The organism is Clostridioides sp. ZZV15-6598, from assembly GCF_020657705.1.
Classification (GTDB): Bacteria; Bacillota; Clostridia; order Peptostreptococcales; family Peptostreptococcaceae; genus Clostridioides; species Clostridioides difficile_F.
Genome location: NZ_JAGWCS010000068.1, coordinates 1 through 21,891, shown reverse-complemented (window position 1 = coordinate 21,891; position 21,891 = coordinate 1). Strand labels below are relative to the sequence as shown.

General features: G+C 28.5%; 26 protein-coding genes. 17 read left to right on the top strand and 9 right to left on the bottom strand.

Going from position 1 to position 21,891, the window contains the following annotated elements; genetic code table 11:
• Together KGF50_RS13450 and KGF50_RS13445 are read left to right on the top strand one after the other, a co-directional pair.
• Window positions 1-285 (top strand): hypothetical protein (locus tag KGF50_RS13450; RefSeq protein WP_227848520.1); only part of this gene is annotated, 285 nt, incomplete at its 5' end.
• A gap of 105 nt (window positions 286-390) precedes the next feature.
• Complete coding sequence (locus KGF50_RS13445; RefSeq protein WP_227828524.1) at window positions 391-654, top strand: DUF1883 domain-containing protein; 264 nt, start codon at window positions 391-393, stop codon at window positions 652-654.
• A 424-nt stretch (window positions 655-1,078) separates the two neighbouring features.
• Here the strand turns inward: KGF50_RS13445 and KGF50_RS13440 are convergent, their stop codons facing one another.
• Both KGF50_RS13440 and KGF50_RS13435 read right to left on the bottom strand, forming a co-directional pair.
• On the bottom strand, window positions 1,079-2,026 hold the full coding sequence (locus KGF50_RS13440; protein WP_227848519.1) for a 4Fe-4S dicluster domain-containing protein: 948 nt from the start codon (window positions 2,024-2,026) through the stop codon (window positions 1,079-1,081).
• A gap of 2 nt (window positions 2,027-2,028) precedes the next feature.
• Window positions 2,029-3,660, bottom strand: a complete 1,632-nt coding sequence (locus KGF50_RS13435; protein WP_227848518.1) for an FAD-dependent oxidoreductase — start codon at window positions 3,658-3,660, stop codon at window positions 2,029-2,031.
• Window positions 3,661-3,787: 127 nt separating this feature from the next.
• Here KGF50_RS13435 and KGF50_RS13430 point away from each other — a divergent pair, with 127 nt between their 5' ends.
• Window positions 3,788-4,693, top strand: coding sequence for a LysR family transcriptional regulator (locus KGF50_RS13430; protein WP_227848517.1), 906 nt, complete (start codon window positions 3,788-3,790; stop codon window positions 4,691-4,693).
• A gap of 126 nt (window positions 4,694-4,819) precedes the next feature.
• Here the strand turns inward: KGF50_RS13430 and KGF50_RS13425 are convergent, their stop codons facing one another.
• The gene (locus KGF50_RS13425; RefSeq protein WP_227848516.1) at window positions 4,820-5,707 is read right to left on the bottom strand and encodes a LysR family transcriptional regulator; all 888 of its coding nucleotides are present in this window, start codon (window positions 5,705-5,707) and stop codon (window positions 4,820-4,822) included.
• Between the two features lie 110 nt (window positions 5,708-5,817).
• Here KGF50_RS13425 and KGF50_RS13420 point away from each other — a divergent pair, with 110 nt between their 5' ends.
• Complete coding sequence (locus KGF50_RS13420) at window positions 5,818-6,402, top strand: LysE family transporter (protein ID WP_227848515.1); 585 nt, start codon at window positions 5,818-5,820, stop codon at window positions 6,400-6,402.
• Window positions 6,403-6,595: 193 nt separating this feature from the next.
• Entirely contained in the window at window positions 6,596-6,733 is a 138-nt protein-coding gene (locus KGF50_RS13415) for a hypothetical protein (protein ID WP_227848514.1), read from the top strand.
• A gap of 111 nt (window positions 6,734-6,844) precedes the next feature.
• Here KGF50_RS13415 and KGF50_RS13410 read toward each other — a convergent pair whose 3' ends face one another.
• Window positions 6,845-7,963: an agmatine deiminase family protein gene (locus KGF50_RS13410; protein WP_227848513.1), complete on the bottom strand. Its 1,119-nt coding sequence runs from the start codon at window positions 7,961-7,963 to the stop codon at window positions 6,845-6,847.
• 1,261 nt (window positions 7,964-9,224) lie between these two features.
• Here KGF50_RS13410 and KGF50_RS13405 point away from each other — a divergent pair.
• From KGF50_RS13405 to KGF50_RS13375, 7 genes are all read left to right on the top strand, one after another.
• Entirely contained in the window at window positions 9,225-9,500 is a 276-nt protein-coding gene (locus KGF50_RS13405) for a heavy metal-binding domain-containing protein (RefSeq protein WP_169468902.1), read from the top strand.
• Window positions 9,501-9,807: 307 nt separating this feature from the next.
• On the top strand, window positions 9,808-10,221 hold the full coding sequence (locus KGF50_RS13400) for a hypothetical protein (protein WP_227848512.1): 414 nt from the start codon (window positions 9,808-9,810) through the stop codon (window positions 10,219-10,221).
• A 213-nt stretch (window positions 10,222-10,434) separates the two neighbouring features.
• On the top strand, window positions 10,435-10,653 hold the full coding sequence (locus tag KGF50_RS13395; RefSeq protein WP_227848511.1) for a hypothetical protein: 219 nt from the start codon (window positions 10,435-10,437) through the stop codon (window positions 10,651-10,653).
• 141 nt (window positions 10,654-10,794) lie between these two features.
• Window positions 10,795-11,013 (top strand): hypothetical protein, encoded by a 219-nt coding sequence (locus KGF50_RS13390; protein ID WP_227848510.1) that lies wholly within the window; start codon window positions 10,795-10,797, stop codon window positions 11,011-11,013.
• 440 nt (window positions 11,014-11,453) lie between these two features.
• Window positions 11,454-12,020, top strand: coding sequence for a hypothetical protein (locus KGF50_RS13385; protein ID WP_227848509.1), 567 nt, complete (start codon window positions 11,454-11,456; stop codon window positions 12,018-12,020).
• A gap of 89 nt (window positions 12,021-12,109) precedes the next feature.
• Window positions 12,110-12,343 (top strand): hypothetical protein, encoded by a 234-nt coding sequence (locus tag KGF50_RS13380; protein ID WP_227848508.1) that lies wholly within the window; start codon window positions 12,110-12,112, stop codon window positions 12,341-12,343.
• 306 nt (window positions 12,344-12,649) lie between these two features.
• Window positions 12,650-13,465 carry an alpha/beta fold hydrolase gene (locus tag KGF50_RS13375; RefSeq protein ID WP_227848507.1) on the top strand — a complete coding sequence of 272 codons (816 nt, stop codon included), beginning with the start codon at window positions 12,650-12,652 and terminating at the stop codon, window positions 13,463-13,465.
• A gap of 205 nt (window positions 13,466-13,670) precedes the next feature.
• Here KGF50_RS13375 and KGF50_RS13370 read toward each other — a convergent pair whose 3' ends face one another.
• The gene (locus KGF50_RS13370; RefSeq protein WP_227848506.1) at window positions 13,671-13,988 is read right to left on the bottom strand and encodes a hypothetical protein; all 318 of its coding nucleotides are present in this window, start codon (window positions 13,986-13,988) and stop codon (window positions 13,671-13,673) included.
• A 628-nt stretch (window positions 13,989-14,616) separates the two neighbouring features.
• On the opposite strand from KGF50_RS13370, the gene KGF50_RS22570 reads away from it, so the two are divergent.
• Both KGF50_RS22570 and KGF50_RS22565 read left to right on the top strand, forming a co-directional pair.
• Window positions 14,617-14,817, top strand: coding sequence for a class I SAM-dependent methyltransferase (locus tag KGF50_RS22570; protein ID WP_413926821.1), 201 nt, complete (start codon window positions 14,617-14,619; stop codon window positions 14,815-14,817).
• A gap of 115 nt (window positions 14,818-14,932) precedes the next feature.
• On the top strand, window positions 14,933-15,121 hold the full coding sequence (locus KGF50_RS22565; protein WP_413926820.1) for a hypothetical protein: 189 nt from the start codon (window positions 14,933-14,935) through the stop codon (window positions 15,119-15,121).
• Between the two features lie 258 nt (window positions 15,122-15,379).
• Here the strand turns inward: KGF50_RS22565 and KGF50_RS13360 are convergent, their stop codons facing one another.
• From KGF50_RS13360 to KGF50_RS13350, 3 genes are all read right to left on the bottom strand, one after another.
• On the bottom strand, window positions 15,380-16,189 hold the full coding sequence (locus KGF50_RS13360; RefSeq protein WP_227848505.1) for a MerR family transcriptional regulator: 810 nt from the start codon (window positions 16,187-16,189) through the stop codon (window positions 15,380-15,382).
• A gap of 565 nt (window positions 16,190-16,754) precedes the next feature.
• Window positions 16,755-17,336, bottom strand: a complete 582-nt coding sequence (locus KGF50_RS13355; RefSeq protein ID WP_227848504.1) for a TerD family protein — start codon at window positions 17,334-17,336, stop codon at window positions 16,755-16,757.
• A gap of 42 nt (window positions 17,337-17,378) precedes the next feature.
• A complete protein-coding gene (locus KGF50_RS13350; RefSeq protein ID WP_227848503.1) occupies window positions 17,379-17,945 on the bottom strand; it encodes a TerD family protein in 567 nt (188 codons plus the stop codon).
• 332 nt (window positions 17,946-18,277) lie between these two features.
• Between KGF50_RS13350 and KGF50_RS13345 the strand changes: the two genes are divergently transcribed.
• Window positions 18,278-18,622: an SdpI family protein gene (locus KGF50_RS13345; RefSeq protein ID WP_227848502.1), complete on the top strand. Its 345-nt coding sequence runs from the start codon at window positions 18,278-18,280 to the stop codon at window positions 18,620-18,622.
• 303 nt (window positions 18,623-18,925) lie between these two features.
• Here the strand turns inward: KGF50_RS13345 and KGF50_RS13340 are convergent, their stop codons facing one another.
• Window positions 18,926-19,786: a YitT family protein gene (locus tag KGF50_RS13340; RefSeq protein ID WP_227848501.1), complete on the bottom strand. Its 861-nt coding sequence runs from the start codon at window positions 19,784-19,786 to the stop codon at window positions 18,926-18,928.
• Between the two features lie 148 nt (window positions 19,787-19,934).
• Between KGF50_RS13340 and KGF50_RS13335 the strand changes: the two genes are divergently transcribed.
• Window positions 19,935-20,825: an MBL fold metallo-hydrolase gene (locus KGF50_RS13335; protein WP_227848500.1), complete on the top strand. Its 891-nt coding sequence runs from the start codon at window positions 19,935-19,937 to the stop codon at window positions 20,823-20,825.
• Between the two features lie 241 nt (window positions 20,826-21,066).
• Entirely contained in the window at window positions 21,067-21,750 is a 684-nt protein-coding gene (locus KGF50_RS13330) for a methyltransferase family protein (RefSeq protein WP_227848499.1), read from the top strand.
• The last annotated feature ends 141 nt before the right edge of the window (window positions 21,751-21,891 follow it).

The following is a 21,891-nucleotide window of genomic DNA, read 5'->3' as shown; positions in this document are numbered from 1 at the left end:
GGTATAATTAGTAAAAATATAGAGATTGGAGGAATTAATTTGTTTATAGAGGAAGAATTAGAAGGATATATAATAAAATGTAAAATATCTGAAAACTTTAAAGATAGACCTGGATATAGTGATGAAGAATTTTATGTTACAATCTATAAAGATGAAAGTTCTGACTCTGGGTATTATGCTTTGTTAGAAAATAAGGATGAAAAAGCAATATGGGATGGAAAAATTGTTGCTAATAATATTTTAAATAAACTTTGGGTTGTAGTCGATAAGGTTAGAGCTGGTTAACCATGTAATTATATAGTATTTATAATATTTTAAATAAATTTTCAGATATAGAGGACTAATATGTAATAAATAAGAAAAGTTATTCAATTGTGGAGGGTTAATTAAATGGAATATAGCTATAGTAAGATGCATCTGAAAAAAGGGGATATTGTAGAAGTAAATTTGGAGAAACAAGCTAATGTGATATTATTAGATCATATAAATTATGTTAAATTTAAAAATCAAAGAAACTATGATTATTACGGTGGATTTGCCAAGAAAACTCCATGCAGAATGAAAGTTCCTAATACAGGAACTTGGTATTTGGTTGTAAATGAAAATGGAAATAGTGGCATAGTAAACTTTTCAATTAATACAATTCAAAATTAATTTAATACTAAAAGACTTGGATTAATATCTAGGTCTTTTTATTGTGTGATAGTTTATATATAAAATTATCTAAAAAAATATTAAAAAAAGTTCTAATATATATAAATATAAATTAAATCAATAATTTACGAATTTGTTATAGATATATTCATTAATAAATTATATAAAGTCAATAAAAATATGAAGATAAAATAGTTATTTCTTATTATTAACTCTTTTTATTTATTATATATTTTTATATAATTAGAATAAAATAAGTATACAGTTTTGATAAAGAAAGGATTTATAAAGATGTATTAAAAAGGTATCTTTATAAATCCTTTGTGTCTATATCTATCTGGCATATAATTACTTTATTATTTTTATATAGATTGTTTATATACACTAAACATACTTTTAAAAATCAAATTAAAAATACTTATTATTAACACTGAGCTCCACCTTTAAGGTGTAAAGGAGCATCAAGTATAGCTTGTTTTCTTTCCAATACAGAATCTGATAAAAGCATTTCTATAAATTTATCAGCACCAATTCGGTCAATAGTAATTCCGAAACGTTCACCTGTCTTACCTTGTTCTCTAAATAAAAGAAGAGCTTTTTCAATTAAAGTCATAAGTTCTTCTTTTGAAAATAGTTTATCAATTTGTGTTCCAGCTCGAACAGATTTGCCCCATTTTCCTCCTATGTATATTTTGTAGCCAGATTCTTTTTCTTCAATACTATCAAAATTACAACTTTCTATACATTTACCACAGTTATTACATAAATTATTATCTATTTCAAGCTTTCCTTTATCTGTTAATTTAGCTGCTTTGACAGGACAGACTTCCATAACAGAACATTTTTTGCATCCAACACATATTTCAGGATCATAATCAGGTACACGTTGACCAACAATTCCAAGGTCATTTAAGTCAGGTTTAATACAATTATTAGGGCATCCACCAACACCAATTTTAAATTTATGAGGTAACTTTACATCATACCACCCTTTATAAAATTCTTGATGAATTTCAGCAGCTAGTGCTTGTGTATCAATCAATCCATGGACACAAACAGTTCCCTTACATGCTACAACAGGACGAACTCTTGAACCTGTTCCACCTGTGATTAAATTTTCACTAGCAATAAATTCACTTAAGGCTTCAATATCTTCAAACTTTACACCAGGTAATTCTACTGTTAATCTAGTAGTAAATGCTACTTGACCATTTCCAAATTTTTCAGCAGCCTCAGCAATCTTTTTTGTTTGTGAGGTATTGATTACTCCATTTACAGTTATTATACGTGCAGCAAAATGTTCTCCATCTCTACTTGGTAAAAAACCTCTGCCTTTTAATTCCTTTTTTTGCTCTGCTGTAATATTATTCATAATTAATCCTCCATTACTTTAAGATTTGGATAAAATAGTATTCCACCTTCAAGGACTTTTGTATTTGTATAACCAAATCGTCTTAAACGATTTTGAGCCATGTAGCTATTTTTCCCTTTTGCACATATAAGAAGAATCTTTTCATCTTTAGAAAGACCTTCAATTTCTCCATTAATTTCACCAACAGGTAAATAACGTAGGTTAGGAACAGAAGGAGCCTTTGAAACATCAAGTTTAGTCCAGCTATCAAAATCTTCAATTTCATCAAGTAAAACACTATCAAGTTCTCCATTGAGCTTATTTTGTAACACATTTACTGCTACTACAAAAGGATGAATAGCTGTTGAGAAAGGTGGTGCATATGCAAGATCCATACTTTCTAATGAATAAAGGTCAGCTCCTAGAGTTATTGCAGTAGCAGCTATATCTACTATCTTATCAGTTGCACCAGGGCCCATAACTTGAACACCTAATAACTTTCTAGTATCTTTTTCAGCGACCATTCTTATTATAAAATTAGATGCCCCTGGATAATAATGAGCCTTATCATCAGTAGCTATAGTTACAGAACAAACATCATAGCCTTCTTTTTTAGCTGATTCTTTACTTAAGCCTGTTTTTCCTACATTAAGCTCTGGTAATTTGACTACAGTTGTTCCAAGAACACCTTTATAAGTTTTAGATTTTCCAGCTATATTTTGAGCACAAATTCTACCTTCATGATTTGCAGATGAACCCATAGGTGACCATGTAGGTTTATCTGTCAAAGCATTTTTTACAAAAGCACAATCCCCAACTACATATATATTTTCATCAGTTGTAAGCATAAATTCATCTGCTATAAGTGTTTTATTTGGAGCAAATTCTAAATCCGTATTCTTTAAAAAGGCTGTATTAGGATGAATTCCAACTGACATAACCACTAAATCTGTTTTAATAACTCTATTTTTGGTACGAAGTTTTTCTACTTTATTTTCACCTTCAATACCTATAACTTGGTCGCCTGTGAAAACCATAATACCTTTATCAGCTAGGTGATTTTCAACATATTCAGCAAAATCAGTATCAAATCCAGGCATAACATGTTCAGCCATATCAATAACACTTACACGTATACCCATAGCAGAAAGATTTTCAGCAATTTCAAGACCAATAAAGCCTCCACCAATAACAACAGCTCTCTTGACTCCATCTTCTACAGTATCTCTTAATGCTATTGCATCATTTGGAGTACGCATGAAGAATACTCCAGATAAGTCGATTCCAGGTATTGGTGGCTTTATTGGATCTGCTCCTGTGGCAACTACAAGTTTATCATAACTGATAGTTTCTTCTTCTCCTGTTGAAATATTTTTTAAAATTACTTGTTTTGATTTTCTATCAATAGATGTAACTTCAACTCCACAGCGAACTTCTGCTCCTGTTAATTTAGAAAAACTTTCAGGTGTATTTACTATTAGAGATGATTTATCTTCAATAACCTTACCAACATAATATGGTAAACCACAACCTGCGTAAGAAATATGTTCGCCTTTATTGAGGATTGTAACAGAGCAATTGTCACCCATTTCACGTTTTATTTTTGCAGCAGTTTTTGTTCCAGCAGCAACTCCACCTATAATTAATACTTTCACAATATCACACTCCAATCCTTTTTATAACTCTATGCTAAAATTATAGTTCTTGACAATGTATTTGTAAAATACTAAAATGTTAATAAAATCATAAGTATTTACTAATATTTGGTAAGGTCGTGATAATATGACTATTCGTAGCCTTGAGATATTTGTGAGGGTTGCTGAATGTGGTAAAATGAGTGAAGTCGCAAGAAATATGTATATTACACAGTCATCGGTTAGTCAAGCTATTTCGGAAATAGAAAAAGAGTATGGAGTTAAATTGTTTGATAGGATTTCAAAAAAACTATACCTAACTGAAGCAGGAAAAAAGCTTCTAGGATACGGCAAGCATCTTTTATCTATAAATGAAGAGATGATTGATTGTATGAAACATTGTGCTAAAAATATTCGAATAAGAGTTGGAGCGACAGTAACTGTTGGTACTTGTGTAATAAGTCCAATAATATTAGAATTATATAAGAGAAATCCTTTGGTAGAACCTGAAGTATTTGTTGAAGATACAAGTTTAATTGCAAAAAAATTACTTAATAGTGAATTAGATATTGCAATTGTAGAAGGTAAGATTAATCATCCAGATATTGTGATAAAAAGCATTATTAAGGACCATCTTGTACTCATATGTTCTAATAAGCATAAATTTTACAAGCGAGATTCAGTAGAAGTTTCAGAACTTTCAAACCAGCCATTAATTATGCGTGAACTGGGAAGTGGAACAAGAGCGCAACTAGAAAATCAATTGAAAGAATTAAAAATACCAATGAATATTAGATGGTCATGTTATAATTCTGAAGCTATCCTGAGAGCAGTTACAGATAATTTTGGAATTGCTGTTATATCTGAACTTCTTGTAGAAGAGTATTTAAAGAAAAATCTTTTATGGTCTTGTGATATTGAAGGCATTAAATTATGCAGAACATTTGATATTGCATATCATAAAAATAAGTTTTTTACTGAGAATATATCATCATTTTTTGATATTTCAGTAGAGTTTGGTAAAAAAGAAATGAGAAAAAAGGTTAGGAGGTAGCAACTAAGTATAGTTGTTACCTTCTTTTTCATATCTAAAGTATATTTATAACTACAAAGTTTTAAATTGAGAAGTCAAGTGGTTATTATATCATATTTATTGTTTTAATACATATTTATTGCTTTACTACTTTTCATTTGCAGTAACTAAATCAATAAATAACTGCATAAGAGGACTAATCCATTTATTCTTATGATGGGCACAGACAGCTGTGATAGTTTTACTATTTAAATCTGTTTTTATTTCACATAAATCTCCTAATTTAATTTCACTTTCTATTGTAAATGTAGGAAGATAAGATATACCCATATCATTTTTTACTAAATTTTTAATTGTTGGGATACTCCAAAGTTCAATTGTATGGTCTAAAGTAATATCCTTTTCTCGTAAATATGTCTCAAATATCTGTCTAAAGATGCAGTTATTCTCATCTATTATAAATGGTATTTTTAATTGTTGATTTGGAGTAATAAAATCTGGAAACTGATTTTTTATCTTTGGTGAAGACACTAATGTAAGTGAATATTCGCCAACTGGATAGGTATAAATAGAATTTCCAATTCCACCAATATCTTGATAAAATAACCCCAAATCAATACTTCCTGATAGTAATGAATCTCTTATATCATAGCAATTCATTGAGCGAAGAAACAAGCGAGCATTTGGTGCAAGTTCATGGAACTGTTTTAGTATTGCAGGTATTTTATAACAAAGTAGTGTTTCGGCGATTGCGATATGTAAATCACCTCGTAATTCAGAAAGGTCTGTACCAAAATTTTTCATTTTATCAAATGAAGATAGTACTTCATTAACATATGGGATTAGATTTTCTCCTACCTTAGTCAATACCATCCTTCTTCCAATTTTTTCGAAAAGATGCACAGATAATTCCTGTTCTAATTGTTGTACTTGGAAAGTTATTGTTGATTGTGTGTAATTCAGTCTATCTGCTGCTTTTGAAAAGCTACCTTCTTCAACAATAGTCTTAAAAGTTTGAAGATATTTAAGATACATGTTTTCCTCCTATATAGTTCAATAATTTTAAAGTATAACTTTAAATATTTCGATTTGTTTAAATCTTTAATTTAAAGTATTATAATATAAAAGGAGTGTGATTACAAGTGTTGAGTGAAATTTTATTATCTTTTTTGCCTTATGCTTTTGTAACAGGTTTTACACCAGGGCCAAATAACATTCTTGCATTAAATACAATAAGTAATAATGGATGGCAAAAAGGAAAATCAATGATTATAGGTATTAGTGCTGGATTTGTGTGTGTCATGATTATATGTGCTTTAGGATGTTTTGGATTGTCAAAGTTTGTTCCAACATTAATTGATACCATGAAATACATAGGGGCTGTATATATTATCTATTTGGCAATTCATGTTGCTAAGAGTAGGCCAAGTGATGAAAATAAAACACAAACAAAATCTTTTTGGTCAGGGTTTATTCTACAATTTGTCAATGTCAAAATTATTTTGTATGGTATCACTGTTTATATGGGATATGTAATTCCTGTGTCAAAGTCGATTGTATTTTTATTGGTAACTGCTATTTGTAGTTCTATTGTAGGAATCTCTGGAACAATAACATGGGCTCTAGCAGGAGGACTTTTGAAAAAATATATAAACAAATATTACAGGGTGTTTAACACTCTTATGGCACTGATACTTGTTTGGAGTGCGTTAAAGCTAATTTTGGCATAATTTAGTACATAAAAGTTGTAAGTAATTTTAGATTATACTATTAGCTAATTATTTTAGAGCCTTTAAATAGATTTAAAAGGTTCTTTTTTTACTTATTTATGGCTATTTTTATTGTGTTTAATTTTAGATAAAGTATAAGTTTAGGTAAGTATTAAAATTAAATATAAAAAAATTAGTTAAGAGGAGTGTTACTATGAAAGACTTTAGGATGTCTTTAAGTAGCAAAAAAAGAAAATTTAGCATTATAGTTGACAAAAACCATACTACTAGCCTAAAAATCGGTAGCATGGTTTTTGATTATGTTGATTATATAGTTAATCTCGAAGTTTAGATAAAAAGCAAGACTCCAGTAAATTGTTCGTAATCGTGGGTAAAACTTTTAACTGCAAAACTAGTATATTTTGCAATTTTTTTCTATATCAAAATCACAGCAAATATTTTGCTATTTACTCACTGGTTGCTGCTGTGTTACACAATGAATCATTCCTCCATATTGAAAAAGGGCGTTCACTTTTATTGGAACAATTTTCTTTTTAGGATAAAGCTTTGATATGATTTCTAATGCAACATCATCATTTTCATCATCATATACTGGTACAAGTACGACCTTGTTTCCAATATAGTAATTCAAGTAAGAACCTTTGTAATCCAGTCCCTTTACGTTTTTTTTAGTTAGAGGGAGTTCCACAATTTCATAAGGTTCACCACTTGCATTTTTGGCATTTTGTATAGTACTATAATCATTCATGTTGATGTTTTCATAAAGTTCTAAAAAATCATCCTTTGACACTGTTAAAATGGTGTGATTATCAAGAAAGCGAGCTATTCCATCAATGTGTGCGTCGGTGATATCCTCATCAGTGACTCCTTCAAGCCATATGAAATTTGTTACACCAAGATACTGGAACAGATATTCCTCAGCCTGTTTCACAGTAAGATTCTGGTTTCTATTTTTGCTGACAACGGAACTAAGGCTTGCTATCAGTGTGCCATTACCATCTATTTCAATAGAACCACCTTCAAGTACAAAATCAGAGATATTGATGACAGGAATGTTTTTTTGTATTCCTACAGCAACAGGAATTTGGTTGTCGTTTTTAAATTTGACCTTTTTACCCCAACCGTCAAAGCAAAAGTCCGCAATCATCAACTTATTGTTTTCATCAAAAACAAAAATTGGACCAGTGTCTCGAATCCAGACATCATTAGACTTTGAAATAACAAAGTCAATTTGGCTCATATCAACTCCATCAGCTAAAAGCAGTTTTTCAATTCGTGCCTGTTCTTTTTTGTTATATGCAACAATATGAACTTTTTCAGCGATGTGGAGTGCCTGTGTCATTTGAACCCAAATATCTTCTAACTCATTTTGATATTCTATTCCATAGGTATATGGATGTGGCCATGTGAGCCATGTGCCTTCATGGGGTAAATCCTCTGCTGGCATTGTATAGGTCATTTTGGTTTCCTTCATATGGGATTGCTTGTCTTTTGATATTTCGTTATTTGCGGATATGGCACAGTACAAAAGCAGTGCAAGTATTGCAGCTATTTTTTTCATAAGAATCCTCCTGTTTTTATGTCCTAAAGACAGGATAAGCTTTGACACTGTGTTAATGTCAACAGCAAATAAAAAGCAATTATAAGCATTCTTGTTGATTTTTAATTATGTTTTTTCTGCCTCTAACAGTATTAGGAGAAAAGTCGCACTCTCTATCACTTATGTATTTATAGTATCTATCTAAAAATGTTATATTGCTTGAACCAACGAACTTATAGCAGATTTTATTTCAATTAAATGTTTCTCAGCATCCTTTTTCTTTTCATATCTACCATAACTTTAGGAGGAAATAAAATGACAACTTTAATAATGATAGGTTTATTTGCGATATGTTTAGTAAGTTTATTTCAATAAAAAAGTGCTGGTCAAAGTAAGCAATACAAGTAAAAAAACTATTGCTAAGGAGTAAATCATAAAATGAATAAAAATTCAAGTCGTAGAAAATATTTAGATGCTTTTGTAGTAACTGATACTAAAAATATAGATAAAATTGATTGGCTTAAAAATAGGTAATTAGGAATATAGGGGAGTGATGTGTCAGCAGTAGCAGGGATAAATACTTGGAAAACTTCTGTTCAAATATATAGAAAAGAAAGAAGAAATACCAGTAAAAACTAAAAGTTTCAGGATGAAGGTGGATTTGGAAAGGTAAGAAAGTAATGTCAGTAAGGATATAGTTAAGATACATAATAGAGAGCTTAAGCATGTGAATGAGCTTATAAATAATAATATAAAAAGATTTAAAGATGGTATAGATATTTTAGATATAAAAATGAGTCGTTCTGTGTGACCAAGTTATTTAAAATAACTAAGTTTGGAAATGGGATACTCTAATCAATCTTATGCAAATGCAAATAACATATATTTGCTATCTGAAAGAGCTTATTCAATATAGAGTGTGAGAGTATTATAAAATAAGTTAAGAGAGTAGCAACAAAATCTCTTGGCGGTAGTAAGGCTTATAATATAAGTAATAAAATTGAGGATAGATTAGTTTCTATTGAAGATAAAAAACTGAAAAAGAAATTGAATTATACACAACAATGGAAATAAAAAAGACTTTGGATATAGCCATAAATAATTTAAGATATGTAGAAAGATAGATAATAAAATTTAGGTATATAAATAAATTTGAATAGTTTCAAATATCAGATAAATTGTTTATGGAAGAAAGACAATTAAGAAAAAGTATTATTGATTTTGTTGAAATATAATATAGTTTAGACTATTATTAAAGAAAAAGGTATTGGAGGATATAAATATGATTATAAGCACTGGAGATATTAAAGAAGAATATGGGGTTATAGATGCTATATTTGCAATAGACTCTCACAAGGAAGGGATTTTTAGAAGTGCAGACCCAAACTCAGCGTTTAAAGGAGTAAAGGAACAGTTAAAGAAAAAATGTGAACAATTAGGTGGTAATGCTGTAATTAATTGTCAATTTGAGTATCGTATTGCTGTGGCAGATGGATTTGCAAGTAAAAAACAAGTTGTTGAAATATTTGCATATGGAACTGCTGTAAAAACTTTATAAAAATAGATTAAGTCAAAAGGTCATCTTAGTAGATGGTCTTTTTTTATATAATTATGATAAAAACAAGAGTTCTTAAAGTGGATAAAATAGAAGTTGTTTAACTTAATTTGGAAGATATAAAACCTTATGAAAGCAATCATTTAAAGATTCAATTAAGCTCAAGTAAAATTTTCATATAAATCCTATGATATATTTAAAATGTTTTTAGAATAATTATAAATTTATATTAATAAACGGCTGTAAGAGTGGACTTGTTTTATAGTATAATAAATTAATATATTATGCAAAGAATTAAGGAGATATACTTATGCAGACTTTAGATGTATACATGAAAAAATTATGTCCACAATATCTAATAAAACATAGTGAAATCGTTGATGAAGTAACTGTTGATGTACGTACACCAACAGAATATGGTAGCATAGCTAAATTAGAACATAATATCTCTGTTATTAATGAAAAAGAATATGACTTCCTGCATAGGAATAAACCCATTGCAGGAATTATTGTCTTATATGGTTTAATAAAAAATCGTAAAAGAATAAAAGATAGGCTCCTATTTATCAGCAATAACAATAGTAAAAAAATAATAATTGCTTGCTCTAGAGGTAGAATTCGTAGTCCAATTGTTTGGATATATTCTAGATATTTAAAAATAGATTCTAAAGTACTAATGGATGGAATACACTCTCTAAAAAATCCAATAAAAAAGCCAATTTAATATTAATATATAATGTTTATGATGTTCAAGAAGAGAAGGGAAAGGGATAGTTAGTGAATTCAGGAGTTACTGATGAAGATTTATTAATTAAGAGGAGTTATACTTGCAGCAAACTATGTAGTTAATATGGAAAATAAAGACTTAGATTAATTTCTAGGTCTTTTTTATATATTATGGTAATATGAAAGAAAATAATTACTAGGAGGTATAAACATGAAATGTACTAACTGTGGTAGTGAGAAAATTCAAAAAAATATTAAATGGGGAGGAAAAGGGAATACTGGTAATGTTGGACTAAGATACAGTTTACTAGGAGCAGCAACCGTATATTCTGATTTATGTTTGGATTGTGGTGAAATAGTTAGAACATACATAATGGAAGATACTGATAAGGATTGGCAGATAAAGAGAATAAAGAACATAAAAAAATAGATTAAAATGTCATTTTTATAGATTAGGAAAAGATGGCTGGGATTTATTTCAGATAAATTGGATTGAAGGGTTGGCCGTATTTAAAAGAGAAATTAAGGAATAAACTAGTACATAAGTAAATAGCAAACAAGGGGGGTAACTATGAAATGTCCTAATTGTGGTAGCGAAAATATAGAACAAGGTATCTCTACAGTAAGTGAAGCAGGATTTGTTATATATAGAACAGGTTTAGAATACAATACAAGATTTTCATCTAAAGTATCTAAAACATATTCTGATCTATGTTTAGATTGTGGTGAAATAGTTAGAACTTATATAAAGGGTAAGACTGACAGGAATTGGTGTAAAGATGAGAAATAGAATAAGTTAAAAGGTCATCTTAGTAGATGATCTTTTTTTATATAATGAATTAAAAAGAGAATGATAAATATATTATGGGGTTAAGTTTTTGAATTTATGAAATAGAATAAAGAACTTAATAGGAATTAGCTTTATTCTTTATTATATGGTATAATATAGGATAGAGATAAGGAAGTGGTTAGTATAGGAATATTAAAAAGTGCTGAATTAGTTAGAAAAATAGCACAAAGAATTGCTAGAGAAAAAGGAATAAGAGAGCAAGAAGCATGAAATGATGCTGTTACAGAGTATAAACAAAAACATAGATACTTAGTCTAGAGAATCATCTTAATAGATGGTCTTTTTTTATATAAGAAGTTTGTGTAATAAATTAAAAATAAATGTAAAAAATATTATACAACTATAATAAGATAAAGTAATGTTTTTAAGGAGAAAAAGATATGCTCAATCAGTTTAATGAATTTCTTGGTAACTATGTAAATATAATTTCTGTGATTGCCTCGTTTGCATCAATAGTAGCCTTGATTATATCAATTATAGCTTTTATGGAATCTAATAAACAAGCTAAATTGATATTAAAATATAGAAGAAATAATGAGAATAATATGGCTGGTGATTATTATGAAGATGGTAATGGATATATTAGACTTAATTCAAGTATTGTAGATGATAAATCTGATATTTATGCTAAAATTAATAGCGATAATTTAGTTGATTTTGTAATAGAAAACAAAAGTACGATTGTTGCAAAAAGTCCTATATTAAGTTTGAAATTTATTAATATGGAAGTAGATATTGGAGAAAATAATAATTTTGAACAAATAAATAAAGAGCTTAGATGGCATCCAAAAGATAATACTACAATTCATAAAGGAATAAATTTTAGAATAGAACAATTTAATTTTAAAAATTGTTTTGTACTTAAAAAAGAAGCTTATATAGAGGTAGTATTATCAGCTGATAACATGGAAACAAAAGAATTTAGAATACCAATAAAAGTATATTAAAGAACTCAATAACAAGAGTTCTTTTTTTAGTGAAAATTTGATTATTTTGTAGTTGTCGAATAGTCTTTGAGGGATATTGACCTTTGAAGTTGAATTTTATATTTTGGGGAGATGAGAAGTATTTAGAAAAATATTTATTAAATTATGATTGTTTAAAAGGAAAGCAAAGTAAAGAAGAAAAGATTAGAAATTATAATTTGATAAATTTAGAAAGAAAAAATATAGAATGTAATATTACTACAGTGGACGAAAATGCTAAAAACAACATGTTAGTATGGCTTTATCCAGCAGTTACATTGATTGTTACAATAGCAAATTTATAAATGCAACAGGTAATAACTTGTTATTTATGAAAGTGCTGTAGTGACTGTCATCTACAGAAATTTTTACAAAAAAACAATGTGAATTCGAATTTAGGTGAAGATATATACATTATCATGAATATTATAAAAGTTCATATCTTGAAGTTATTGATGTCCTCAGAATTTGTAGTTTTTTAAAAATTTTCTTGTGTATCTTTTTTAGTAAGAATTTGAATTGATTAAAAATGACAAAATATGATAAACTAAAATTAGCAATATTTGTAAGTAGGTATATTATTTTTTGGGTAGAAGAATGGAGGAGTTAAAATGAAGACTGGTAAATATTTTGAAACAGTTTCTGGTATTGAAATCCATTATATTGATGAAGGAAAAGGAAAACCAGTTATCTTTGTTCCAGGTTGGACTTTTTCTTGCGATGTCTTTGAAGCACAGGTGAACAGATTTTCTTCTGAGTACAGAGTAATCGCAGTCGATCCAAGAGCACATGGTCGTTCTACTGTGACAGATATTGGTGTTGACCACACAACACATGCACAGGATATTGTAAGGCTTATCAAACATTTAGGTCTTAATGATGTAATACTTGTTGGTTGGTCTTTTGGTGCATACGAAACATGGGGCGTAATCCGTGAAATTGGAATAGAACACATTAAAGGAATTTTCAATATTGATATGTCACCAAAAGCTATTTCTACAAATCTAGACGATTGGGTGGAAGATAGTGTGGAAGCCTTATGTGAGACAATACAAGTAATTCTTACACCTCAAGGATTCAAAGAAGTTTTGAAGGAGTACACAAATGAGGTTATGATACAAAAAACACTTTCAGAAGAAGAAATGGAATTCATCATGAGTTGTTCTACAATGCCATATTATTTGGCATCAGCAGAATATGCAATAGGTGTAACTGGAGATTACAGAGAGGAAGCAAAACTGGCGGATGAGAGTGAAGAATGCCATACAGAATTCATGATTGCGGAGCATTGGCAGGATGTAGCCGTACCATATATGAAGAAGCTCTGTCCGAATACGAAGCTCCATATTTTAGGAGGGCACATGGCTTTTTGGGAATATGCTGATGAGTTCAATGAAATATTGTCTGAATTTTTGAAAAAATGTTAGTGAATGTGGAAAGATAATACTAAAATTGTAAAATACAGAACTGGATTATAGACTGTTCATACAAAGATAGCCCATATTATTATGGACTATCTTTGTACAAATTATATAATGTACAGTGATTATATGCCGAATTATATAGTAAAGTGAGTAAAAACTCCATAATAGACATTAGGTAAATGGTGGCAATTAAATATTTGATTTTAGTTTATATAGTTATATATTTCTTTCTAATTAGATAATAGGATACTATTGTTATAATAGATACTAATGTTACTAATATTATTGCAGCATCAAATTTTCTTATTAATAAGCCCATTATTATGTATTCCAAGCCTATTAAATAGTGATAAAATATTTCTAGTTTAAAAACTTTTTCTCTATCTATATTTCCATACTTTAATTCTAATTTATCTAAATATTTTTTGTTGCAATAATTAGCTTTATGTTTAATTAAATATCTTATTGTAGTTCCTATTATATTTCCTATTCCAGTAAGTATAAGGAACACATTCCAAGTATTCATAGTAGATACCTCCTTTATAATATGATTTTACATAATCATCAATTTATATTAGATTTACTTTTCTTAATCAAAGTATATCAGTAACATAAGTATAAAGAGTGTCTAAAATATTACAAATATTAACAAAGCACATAAAACTATAGTATAAGTTGTAATAATAAAACGAACGGAAATTATCATACTAAAATATAGGACATGTTATAGTTGTATTATAAAATTTCATTAACATACATAAAAAGCTTACTTTTGTTGTGAGCAATTTAATTTATAAAAGGTAAAATGATGTACAAATGAAAAAAAGGTTTATATATAGTGACATGAAGTTATGACACGAAATGAGCTGTTTGACATTTCCACAGGCATGTATTAGAATGAGAGAAAATTAAGTTGTATTTGTTCACATTAGTCAAATAATGTACACAGTAGATTATTTATATTTCTAATTTATAAAAGGAAGGCAATATGGAAACAAACCAATATTTAATAAATCATTATAACAATTACAATGAGAATAATCGGATTGTATCAAAACATGGTTCAGTTAAGTTTCTCACTACAATACATTACATTGAGAAGTACATAAAAACTAGTGACCATCGGAGCTGGAACAGGGAGGGATTCCCACTAGCTGGCACGTCAGGGATATGTTGTTGATGCGGTAGAATTAGTTGAACATAATATAGAGATTTTCAATCAAAATACTCAACTAGATGAAAATATAACCATTATTCAAGGCAATGCTATGGATTTGTCTGCTTTTCCAGACAATCAATATGATGTTACGTTACTGCTAGGTCTGCTGTATCATATTTATAGCACAGAATGGTAATATCAGTGTCGCTGAATATATTAAAAATGACTTGCTTGATTCCAAAACATTTGTTGCCAAGTCACAGCCAAAGGATTTATTTGAACTTGTCCGTAAAGAAAACATCGACGATTTGATGTCTGTATTTGACGTGTCAAGATTGCACTATGTTGCATCAGATGGTTGCACCTTATTTATGAGTGAAGCGGTGGATGCTATGGACAATGAAATATTTGAATTGTATTTGAAATACCATTTTGCTACTTGTGAGCGTGAAGATTTAGTGGGTATTACAAGTCATACAATCGACATATTCAGGAAATAAGATATGTTTCTTATGATCTTTTAAAACTATATGAGGGCGAAGATTTAAGTAGCGATAAAATGGAAGCATTAGAAAATTGGATAAAAAGTTAGCAAGAATAAGATGAATAGATTAAAAGGTAGTACTTATAAATAGTAGCTACCTTTTTATTATTGTGGATAAAATATTTTGCTGACATTTAACTGACGCTATCATAAAAATATTGATTATAAGTATTGAAATTAAATGGTTTATAAATAAAAATATGGTATTGTAATGTCAAGGGCTATTTTTAATGGAAACCGAAATTTCTGTCACATATTGAGTTTGATTTGCTGTATGTGAGCTATCAATTAAATATCGTTCAGTGAAACAATGCTCAATCGAATAACCATTTAGCTCGGCATATCTTATAATGCTGTTATATGCATATCCAATATTATAATAATCCCCATAGTGAATTGTGGAGATGTATTTAGACTTTGGAAGAACAATAGTGATATATTGCTCATCCTGATAGGGTTCTGTCACAGGAATACCTACTTGGTTTTTGTTCTCCTTATTTTCATCAAAGTAACTTATTAATACAGCACATCCATTTGTATTTAAATGCTTTTTTTCAAGAAAGACAAAAAGTTTATCAAATTCAGTTTCTATGTGTTCAAAATTAAATTTTTTATTAGAAATCAATAGAGTGTTTTCCGTTCGTTGCACAAGGGAAATACCGTACTGATTTACGAAGTCATTTTGACAGCTTTCTTTGCTAAATCCTTCTAATAATTTAATTGCCTTTTGGTGTAGTCTAACTTGCTGGTTCAAGTCAATTCTTTTGCACTTTACTTGTTCCATAAAGAAAGTATCACTATCATTTTTAAATATTTGTGCAATCTCATCCAATGAAAAATCGCAATCACGTAACAATTTTATTTTTGATATGATAGCAATCTGTTGTTCACTGTAGTATCGATAGCCATTTTCCTTAATGGAAATTGGATTCAATAAATTTATTTTATCGTAGTGACGGAGCATTCTTGTGGAAACTTTGTTCATAGATGCAAATTTACCAATAAGGTATAATTTATCTTCCATTTTTTTCACCACTTTCCAAAATCGTGACATATAAAAGGCATCCGAAGTTAATATAAATTTCACCTATCTCTCATAAAACTAAACTTTACAAGAGAGTATTTTTCATGTTCAGTATAGCACACATATTTTTTCTATACAACGAAATACCTATATTCTACAAAATGAAAAGATTATGGTATTCTACTAACATTTGAGCCAAGAAGACGAGCTTGTAGATTGATGAAATGATGGCATCCTACATCTACAAAAAATACCAAGACATCTCGAAGTGGATTATACTGAATAATGATACTGTATTTGTGGTAAATTGGATATTTGTACTTTAATTTTGTTGATAAGATTTACGCATAAGAAAGTCGTAGAATACGTAAATATCCTACGACAAATCTTAAAAACAGAAAACACCCTTATTAGAGTTTGGCTAATAGTACATTTCTATTTTTTTTATTAAGTATTATATGGTCAAAGTGTATTTTGAAAACTTTTTAAATACTTGTATTTTTTTAGAAATTAACAAATTAATTTAATATAATTTAAAAATGTCTTTTTTATTTTAAATTAATTATTATCCTATATTAACACCAAAATTTCCACATAATCCTGCAAGCCCATCTTCAAAACCAGAACCTAATGCATTGAATTTCCATTCTTCATTATGTTTATATAGCTCTGCAACCACTATTGCTGTTTCTATACTAAAATCCTCACCTAATTCATATTTGATAAGTTCTTCATTAGTTTCTTCATTATAAATTCTTATATATGAATTTTCAACTTGTCCGAAGTTTTGTCTTCTTGTAACAGCTTCATTTATAGTAACAGTAAATGATATCTTTGCAATGTTTTGTGGTATTTTAGATAGGTCAACACTTATTTGCTCATCATCACCATCTCCAACTCCTGTTCTATTATCTCCCAGGTATTCAACTGCTCCAGAAGCATGTTTTAAATTATTATAGAATATGAAATCTCCATCATTTGTTACCTTACCATCAGCTCCAGTTAAAAATGCAGAAGCATCTAAATCAAAATCAAAACCACCATCATATTTATTAGTATCCCATCCTAATCCTACCATTACTTTTTTAAGACCTGGGTTAGTTTTTGTCAAACTTACTTTTTGTCCTTTTGCTAAAGTTATACCCATTTTAAAACAACTCCTTTTATAAATTTTTTGTTATAGTTAGTATTAACGATATATATCAGTTAATTCATGAAGCTCTTCATTTTGACCAATTCCTAATGCATTAAATTTCCATTCTTCATTTCTGCGATAAATTTCGCCTGCCAAAACTGTTACTTTACCAGAAAAGTCTTCTTGAAGGTTATATTTAAATAATTCTTGTCTAGAATTTGAATCAACTAGCCTTATAAAAGAATTATTCATCTGGCCAAAATCTTGATTTCTTTTTTTAGCTCTGTATATAGAAACTCCGAAAACTATTTTATGTACATATTCAGGTATATCACCTAAATTAACATTTATTTGTTCATCGTCTCCTTCACCTCTTCCAGTTAAGTTATCACCAGTATGTATGATAGATTTAGAAGGATGTTTAAGGTGTCCAAAATAAACTAAGTCTTTTGATGATTTCATTTTATCTTCACTAGTTAATGCTATTGCAAATGCATCTAAATCATAGTTTTTTTTACCTAGGTTGTTCATATCCCACCCTAATCCTACAACTAAATTTTTTACAGGATTAGCATCTTTTACTAAACTTACTCTTTGTCCTTTTTGTAAATTAACACTCATTTTAAGTCCTCCTTTTTAATATTTTTAGTTTTATTGACAGTGTTAAATATAATCATCATATTATTTTTATTATATACATATTTAGACCAATTTGGCTATATTTATGAATCATTTATTATATAAATATCTTATAATCTATAAATATAGGTCTTGTATAATTTTAAAACACTTTGTAATTGATAATCGCATATGTGCTTAAGTTTATATTTCGTTTAATTGTTAAAAAATTTGATAAATGATATAATGGAAAATAATAATTATAAAAACTTCTAGTTTGCTTATAGATAAGATTATATGTATAGAAATTTATATAAAGTTGGGAGCTAATTATAATGGATATATTTTGGATTATTGATATGATAATACCTGCAACTATTATTTTAATGGGGTTTTTATATAAGTATAGGGCTCCAAAAGATATAAATAAATTTCATGGATACAGAACTAATCAATCAATGAAATCTCAAGAAGCTTGGGACTATGCACATAGTTATGGAGCAAATATATGGATTATTATAGGAGTATTTTTAGTAATCATTGTATGTTTTAACAAAATTTTTATAAAAATTAGACCTGAATATTTAAGTTTGATTAATCTTTTAATCAATATAGTTGGAATGGTAATTCCTATACCTATCGTTGATAGTAAGATAAAAAAGAACCTTATAGATAAGTAATTGAAATTTACATGTAAATTGCAATTACTTATTATAGTAGTAGATAATTTAAAATGTATTTTACAAAGATTCATGTCAATGTAACTAATCTATTTTAAATTTATATTGATAGGAAAGTATGTAGAACACAGATATTAAACTAGTAAAAAATGTAAATTTAGCACAGTTAGATAAATTAAAAATTAAATCTAAGTGGTGTGTTTTTTTGATTGTTTATTGCATGAAAAACAGCAAGCACAATTTTCAGATATAAAAATATAAGTTTTTTATATCTGAAATTTATGCTTGCTATTTGTTTTGTGATTATTCTATCTTTTTAAATCCATTTCCTAAAGCTTCATGTATATCTGTAATTATTATAAATGCATTGGGGTCGACACTTTTCACTAATTTTTTTAGTTCGACAACTTCTTTTTTCTCAACTACAACCAAAAGTACATTTTTATTTTCTCCAGTATAAGCACCTTCACCTTTTAGAATAGTTGCGCCTCTATCTAAATCTTCCATTATTCTTTTGCTTATGTCTGCTGAAAGGTCAGATATAATAGTAAATGATTTTGAATAATTAAATCCTTCAATAAGCAAGTCACTAACTTTTACTAAAATGTATAGTGCTACAGTTGAATAAAGTGCAATCTCAACTTGTTTATTTACTATTCCTGACAGTACAACTACAACACAGTCAACAATACCCATCAAAACGGGAATACTAAGTGTAGGGAAATATTTATTTAATAGGAGTGCCATCAAATCGGTTCCACCTGTAGAGCCATTTATTCTAAAAATAAGGCCTTGACCAACTCCCATTAAAATAGAACCAGATATAATTGCAAGATACATATCATTTGTAATATCTAGTGTAGCCATATTTGCAGTAACTTTAAGTGCTATAGTAAGAAAAATTATTCCTAAGACTGTTTTAAAGCAATCTTTCTTTGAAAGTATTCTGTAAGCAAATATGAATAGAGGTATATTTAAAATTAAATTGACGATCCAAAGTTCTACACCAAATAATGAATTTAAAACAACTCCAAGACCTGTTATACCACCAGCAGCAATTGCATGTGGATTAAAAAACATGTTAAGAGAAATTGCCATTAATATACAGCCTACAATTAATATTAAAATTTCTGAAAAAGTTATTCTATCTTTTTTCAATAACATCACTCCTTATATATAGATTATAATATATATTATATAGTTTTTCCAATTTTTAATAAAAAAAATAAAAACATATTATAAAAATAATTTGACTGGAATTTTCTGAAAATTGATGCTATAATTAAAAATAAATTTAAAGGGAGGTTATAAAATGGCTAAACTTACTTTAGAATATATAAAAGGAAATACATATTATATCCAACTTCCTACAATAATAGGTGTATATGTAGATGGAAATAATGCAATTTTAATTGATAGTGGAAATAACAAAGATACAGCTAGACAAGTTCTTAGATTATTAGAGGAGCATGATTTAAATCCTAAACTAATAATAAACACTCATTCAAATGCAGACCACATAGGAGGGAATGCATATTTGAAAAATCAGACAAAATGTAAAATCGCTACAACTAAAATGGAAGGATACTTTACAGAAAATCCAATATTAGAATCAGCATTTTTGTATGGAGGATATCCAAGCAAAGCATTAAAAAATAAATTTTTATTAGCAAAAGAGAGTGAAGTTGATTATATTATACCTTCAAATGGAAAAATTTTAGATACAGAACTTGAAGCTATTTCTCTTCCTGGTCATTATTTCGAAATGATTGGTGTTAGAACTCCAGATAATGTTTTGTTTGTTGCAGACAGTCTTACACCAGAAAATATAATTAGTAAATATCATTTCTTCTTTTTGTTGGATATAGATTCACAATTCAAAACATTGGAAAAAATGAAAACTCTTGATGCAGATTTTTTTGTTCCTAGTCATTCTGTAAAGACTACAAGTATACAGGAATTAATTGATGTTAATAAGAAAAAGATGGAAGAAATAATATCTAATATTAAGACAGTTTGTTGTGAACCAATTATGATTGATGAAGTTATTGAAAAAATGTGTGATGTTTATAATGTTAAATTAGATGCTAATCAATATGTTCTAGTTGGGAGTACAATACGCTCTTATATAACATATTTATATGAACATGCTATGGTTGAGTATGTATTTGATGGTGGCAAGATGATGATAAAAGCTGTATAAATATTGAAAAATATAAAATCATACAATGGAAATATTTTAATACAATTATTTTCTAAAAAAATGGGACAAAAATTATATTTGCCACCAAATTGCTACAAAAACAAATAATGGTGGCAAATAATTTTATGGTATGTTAAAAATTTAAGTAATCTAATTTTTTATCGGATTGTAATTATTTTTTATACTTATCTTATATATAATGTATTGATTTTATAGGAAAAAGCTGTACTGGAGGTCTTAAATGCAAGAAAAGATAAAATCTTTATACATTTTAGCAAGTGTATCAGTTATTGTTTTTATATTAGTTTTGGCATGCCTTATTTTTGGCTTAACTGGTACAATGGATTTTTGGCAAGGGTGGATGTTCCTGGCTGTATTCTGCATTCCAACTTGTGTGATTACAATTTATCTGATGATTAATGATCCAGTATTGCTAGAACGTCGCATCAAATCAAAGGAAACACGTCCACAACAAATACTTGGTCAGAGTATCGCTGGATTTCTTTTCTTATTTGGATTGCTGGGTGTATCAGCTCTAGATAATCGCTTTGCTTGGTCTGGTATTCCGCTTATTTTGACAATAATATCAGAAGTACTTATTTTAACTGGATTTATAATTGTATTTTTTGTTTTTCGCTATAACTCATACACATCAAAAGTTATAACTGTTATGAGCAATCAAAAGGTGATTACTAATGGGCCATATTCAGTTGTTCGACATCCTATGTATCTAGGTGCTATATTAATTATACTTTTTACACCTCTGGCACTAAATTCATGGTGGGGAATGATTGCTGCAATTTTTTTATGTGTAATAGTTGTGTTTCGTACATTGGATGAAGAAAAGCTACTTAATGCTGAGCTTGAAGGGTATAAGGAATATTGTCAGAAAACGAAATATCGTATCATACCTTACATTTGGTAGAATGTAAATTTATAGTTCATTAATTAAGTGAAATAACCTTGGTAAAAAAGTCGAACTTTTCAAGCTGTATTTCTATTTATTAATTACTTAACCATTAATTAATAAATAGAAATACAGCTTTTTATATTAAAGAATTTTAGG

Bases quoted from the DNA above. Each gene is read 5' to 3' on its own strand.
- KGF50_RS13445 (WP_227828524.1), top strand. From the start codon at position 391: ATGGAATATAGCTATAGTAAGATGCATCTGAAAAAAGGGGATATTGTA.
- KGF50_RS13440 (WP_227848519.1), bottom strand. From the start codon at position 2,026: ATGAATAATATTACAGCAGAGCAAAAAAAGGAATTAAAAGGCAGAGGT.
- KGF50_RS13430 (WP_227848517.1), top strand. From the start codon at position 3,788: ATGACTATTCGTAGCCTTGAGATATTTGTGAGGGTTGCTGAATGTGGT.
- KGF50_RS13425 (WP_227848516.1), bottom strand. From the start codon at position 5,707: ATGTATCTTAAATATCTTCAAACTTTTAAGACTATTGTTGAAGAAGGT.
- KGF50_RS13415 (WP_227848514.1), top strand. From the start codon at position 6,596: ATGAAAGACTTTAGGATGTCTTTAAGTAGCAAAAAAAGAAAATTTAGC.
- KGF50_RS13410 (WP_227848513.1), bottom strand. From the start codon at position 7,963: ATGAAAAAAATAGCTGCAATACTTGCACTGCTTTTGTACTGTGCCATA.
- KGF50_RS13405 (WP_169468902.1), top strand. From the start codon at position 9,225: ATGATTATAAGCACTGGAGATATTAAAGAAGAATATGGGGTTATAGAT.
- KGF50_RS13400 (WP_227848512.1), top strand. From the start codon at position 9,808: ATGCAGACTTTAGATGTATACATGAAAAAATTATGTCCACAATATCTA.
- KGF50_RS13395 (WP_227848511.1), top strand. From the start codon at position 10,435: ATGAAATGTACTAACTGTGGTAGTGAGAAAATTCAAAAAAATATTAAA.
- KGF50_RS13390 (WP_227848510.1), top strand. From the start codon at position 10,795: ATGAAATGTCCTAATTGTGGTAGCGAAAATATAGAACAAGGTATCTCT.
- KGF50_RS13385 (WP_227848509.1), top strand. From the start codon at position 11,454: ATGCTCAATCAGTTTAATGAATTTCTTGGTAACTATGTAAATATAATT.
- KGF50_RS13375 (WP_227848507.1), top strand. From the start codon at position 12,650: ATGAAGACTGGTAAATATTTTGAAACAGTTTCTGGTATTGAAATCCAT.
- KGF50_RS13370 (WP_227848506.1), bottom strand. From the start codon at position 13,988: ATGAATACTTGGAATGTGTTCCTTATACTTACTGGAATAGGAAATATA.
- KGF50_RS22565 (WP_413926820.1), top strand. From the start codon at position 14,933: ATGTCTGTATTTGACGTGTCAAGATTGCACTATGTTGCATCAGATGGT.
- KGF50_RS13360 (WP_227848505.1), bottom strand. From the start codon at position 16,189: ATGGAAGATAAATTATACCTTATTGGTAAATTTGCATCTATGAACAAA.
- KGF50_RS13355 (WP_227848504.1), bottom strand. From the start codon at position 17,336: ATGGGTATAACTTTAGCAAAAGGACAAAAAGTAAGTTTGACAAAAACT.
- KGF50_RS13350 (WP_227848503.1), bottom strand. From the start codon at position 17,945: ATGAGTGTTAATTTACAAAAAGGACAAAGAGTAAGTTTAGTAAAAGAT.
- KGF50_RS13345 (WP_227848502.1), top strand. From the start codon at position 18,278: ATGGATATATTTTGGATTATTGATATGATAATACCTGCAACTATTATT.
- KGF50_RS13340 (WP_227848501.1), bottom strand. From the start codon at position 19,786: ATGTTATTGAAAAAAGATAGAATAACTTTTTCAGAAATTTTAATATTA.
- KGF50_RS13335 (WP_227848500.1), top strand. From the start codon at position 19,935: ATGGCTAAACTTACTTTAGAATATATAAAAGGAAATACATATTATATC.
- KGF50_RS13330 (WP_227848499.1), top strand. From the start codon at position 21,067: ATGCAAGAAAAGATAAAATCTTTATACATTTTAGCAAGTGTATCAGTT.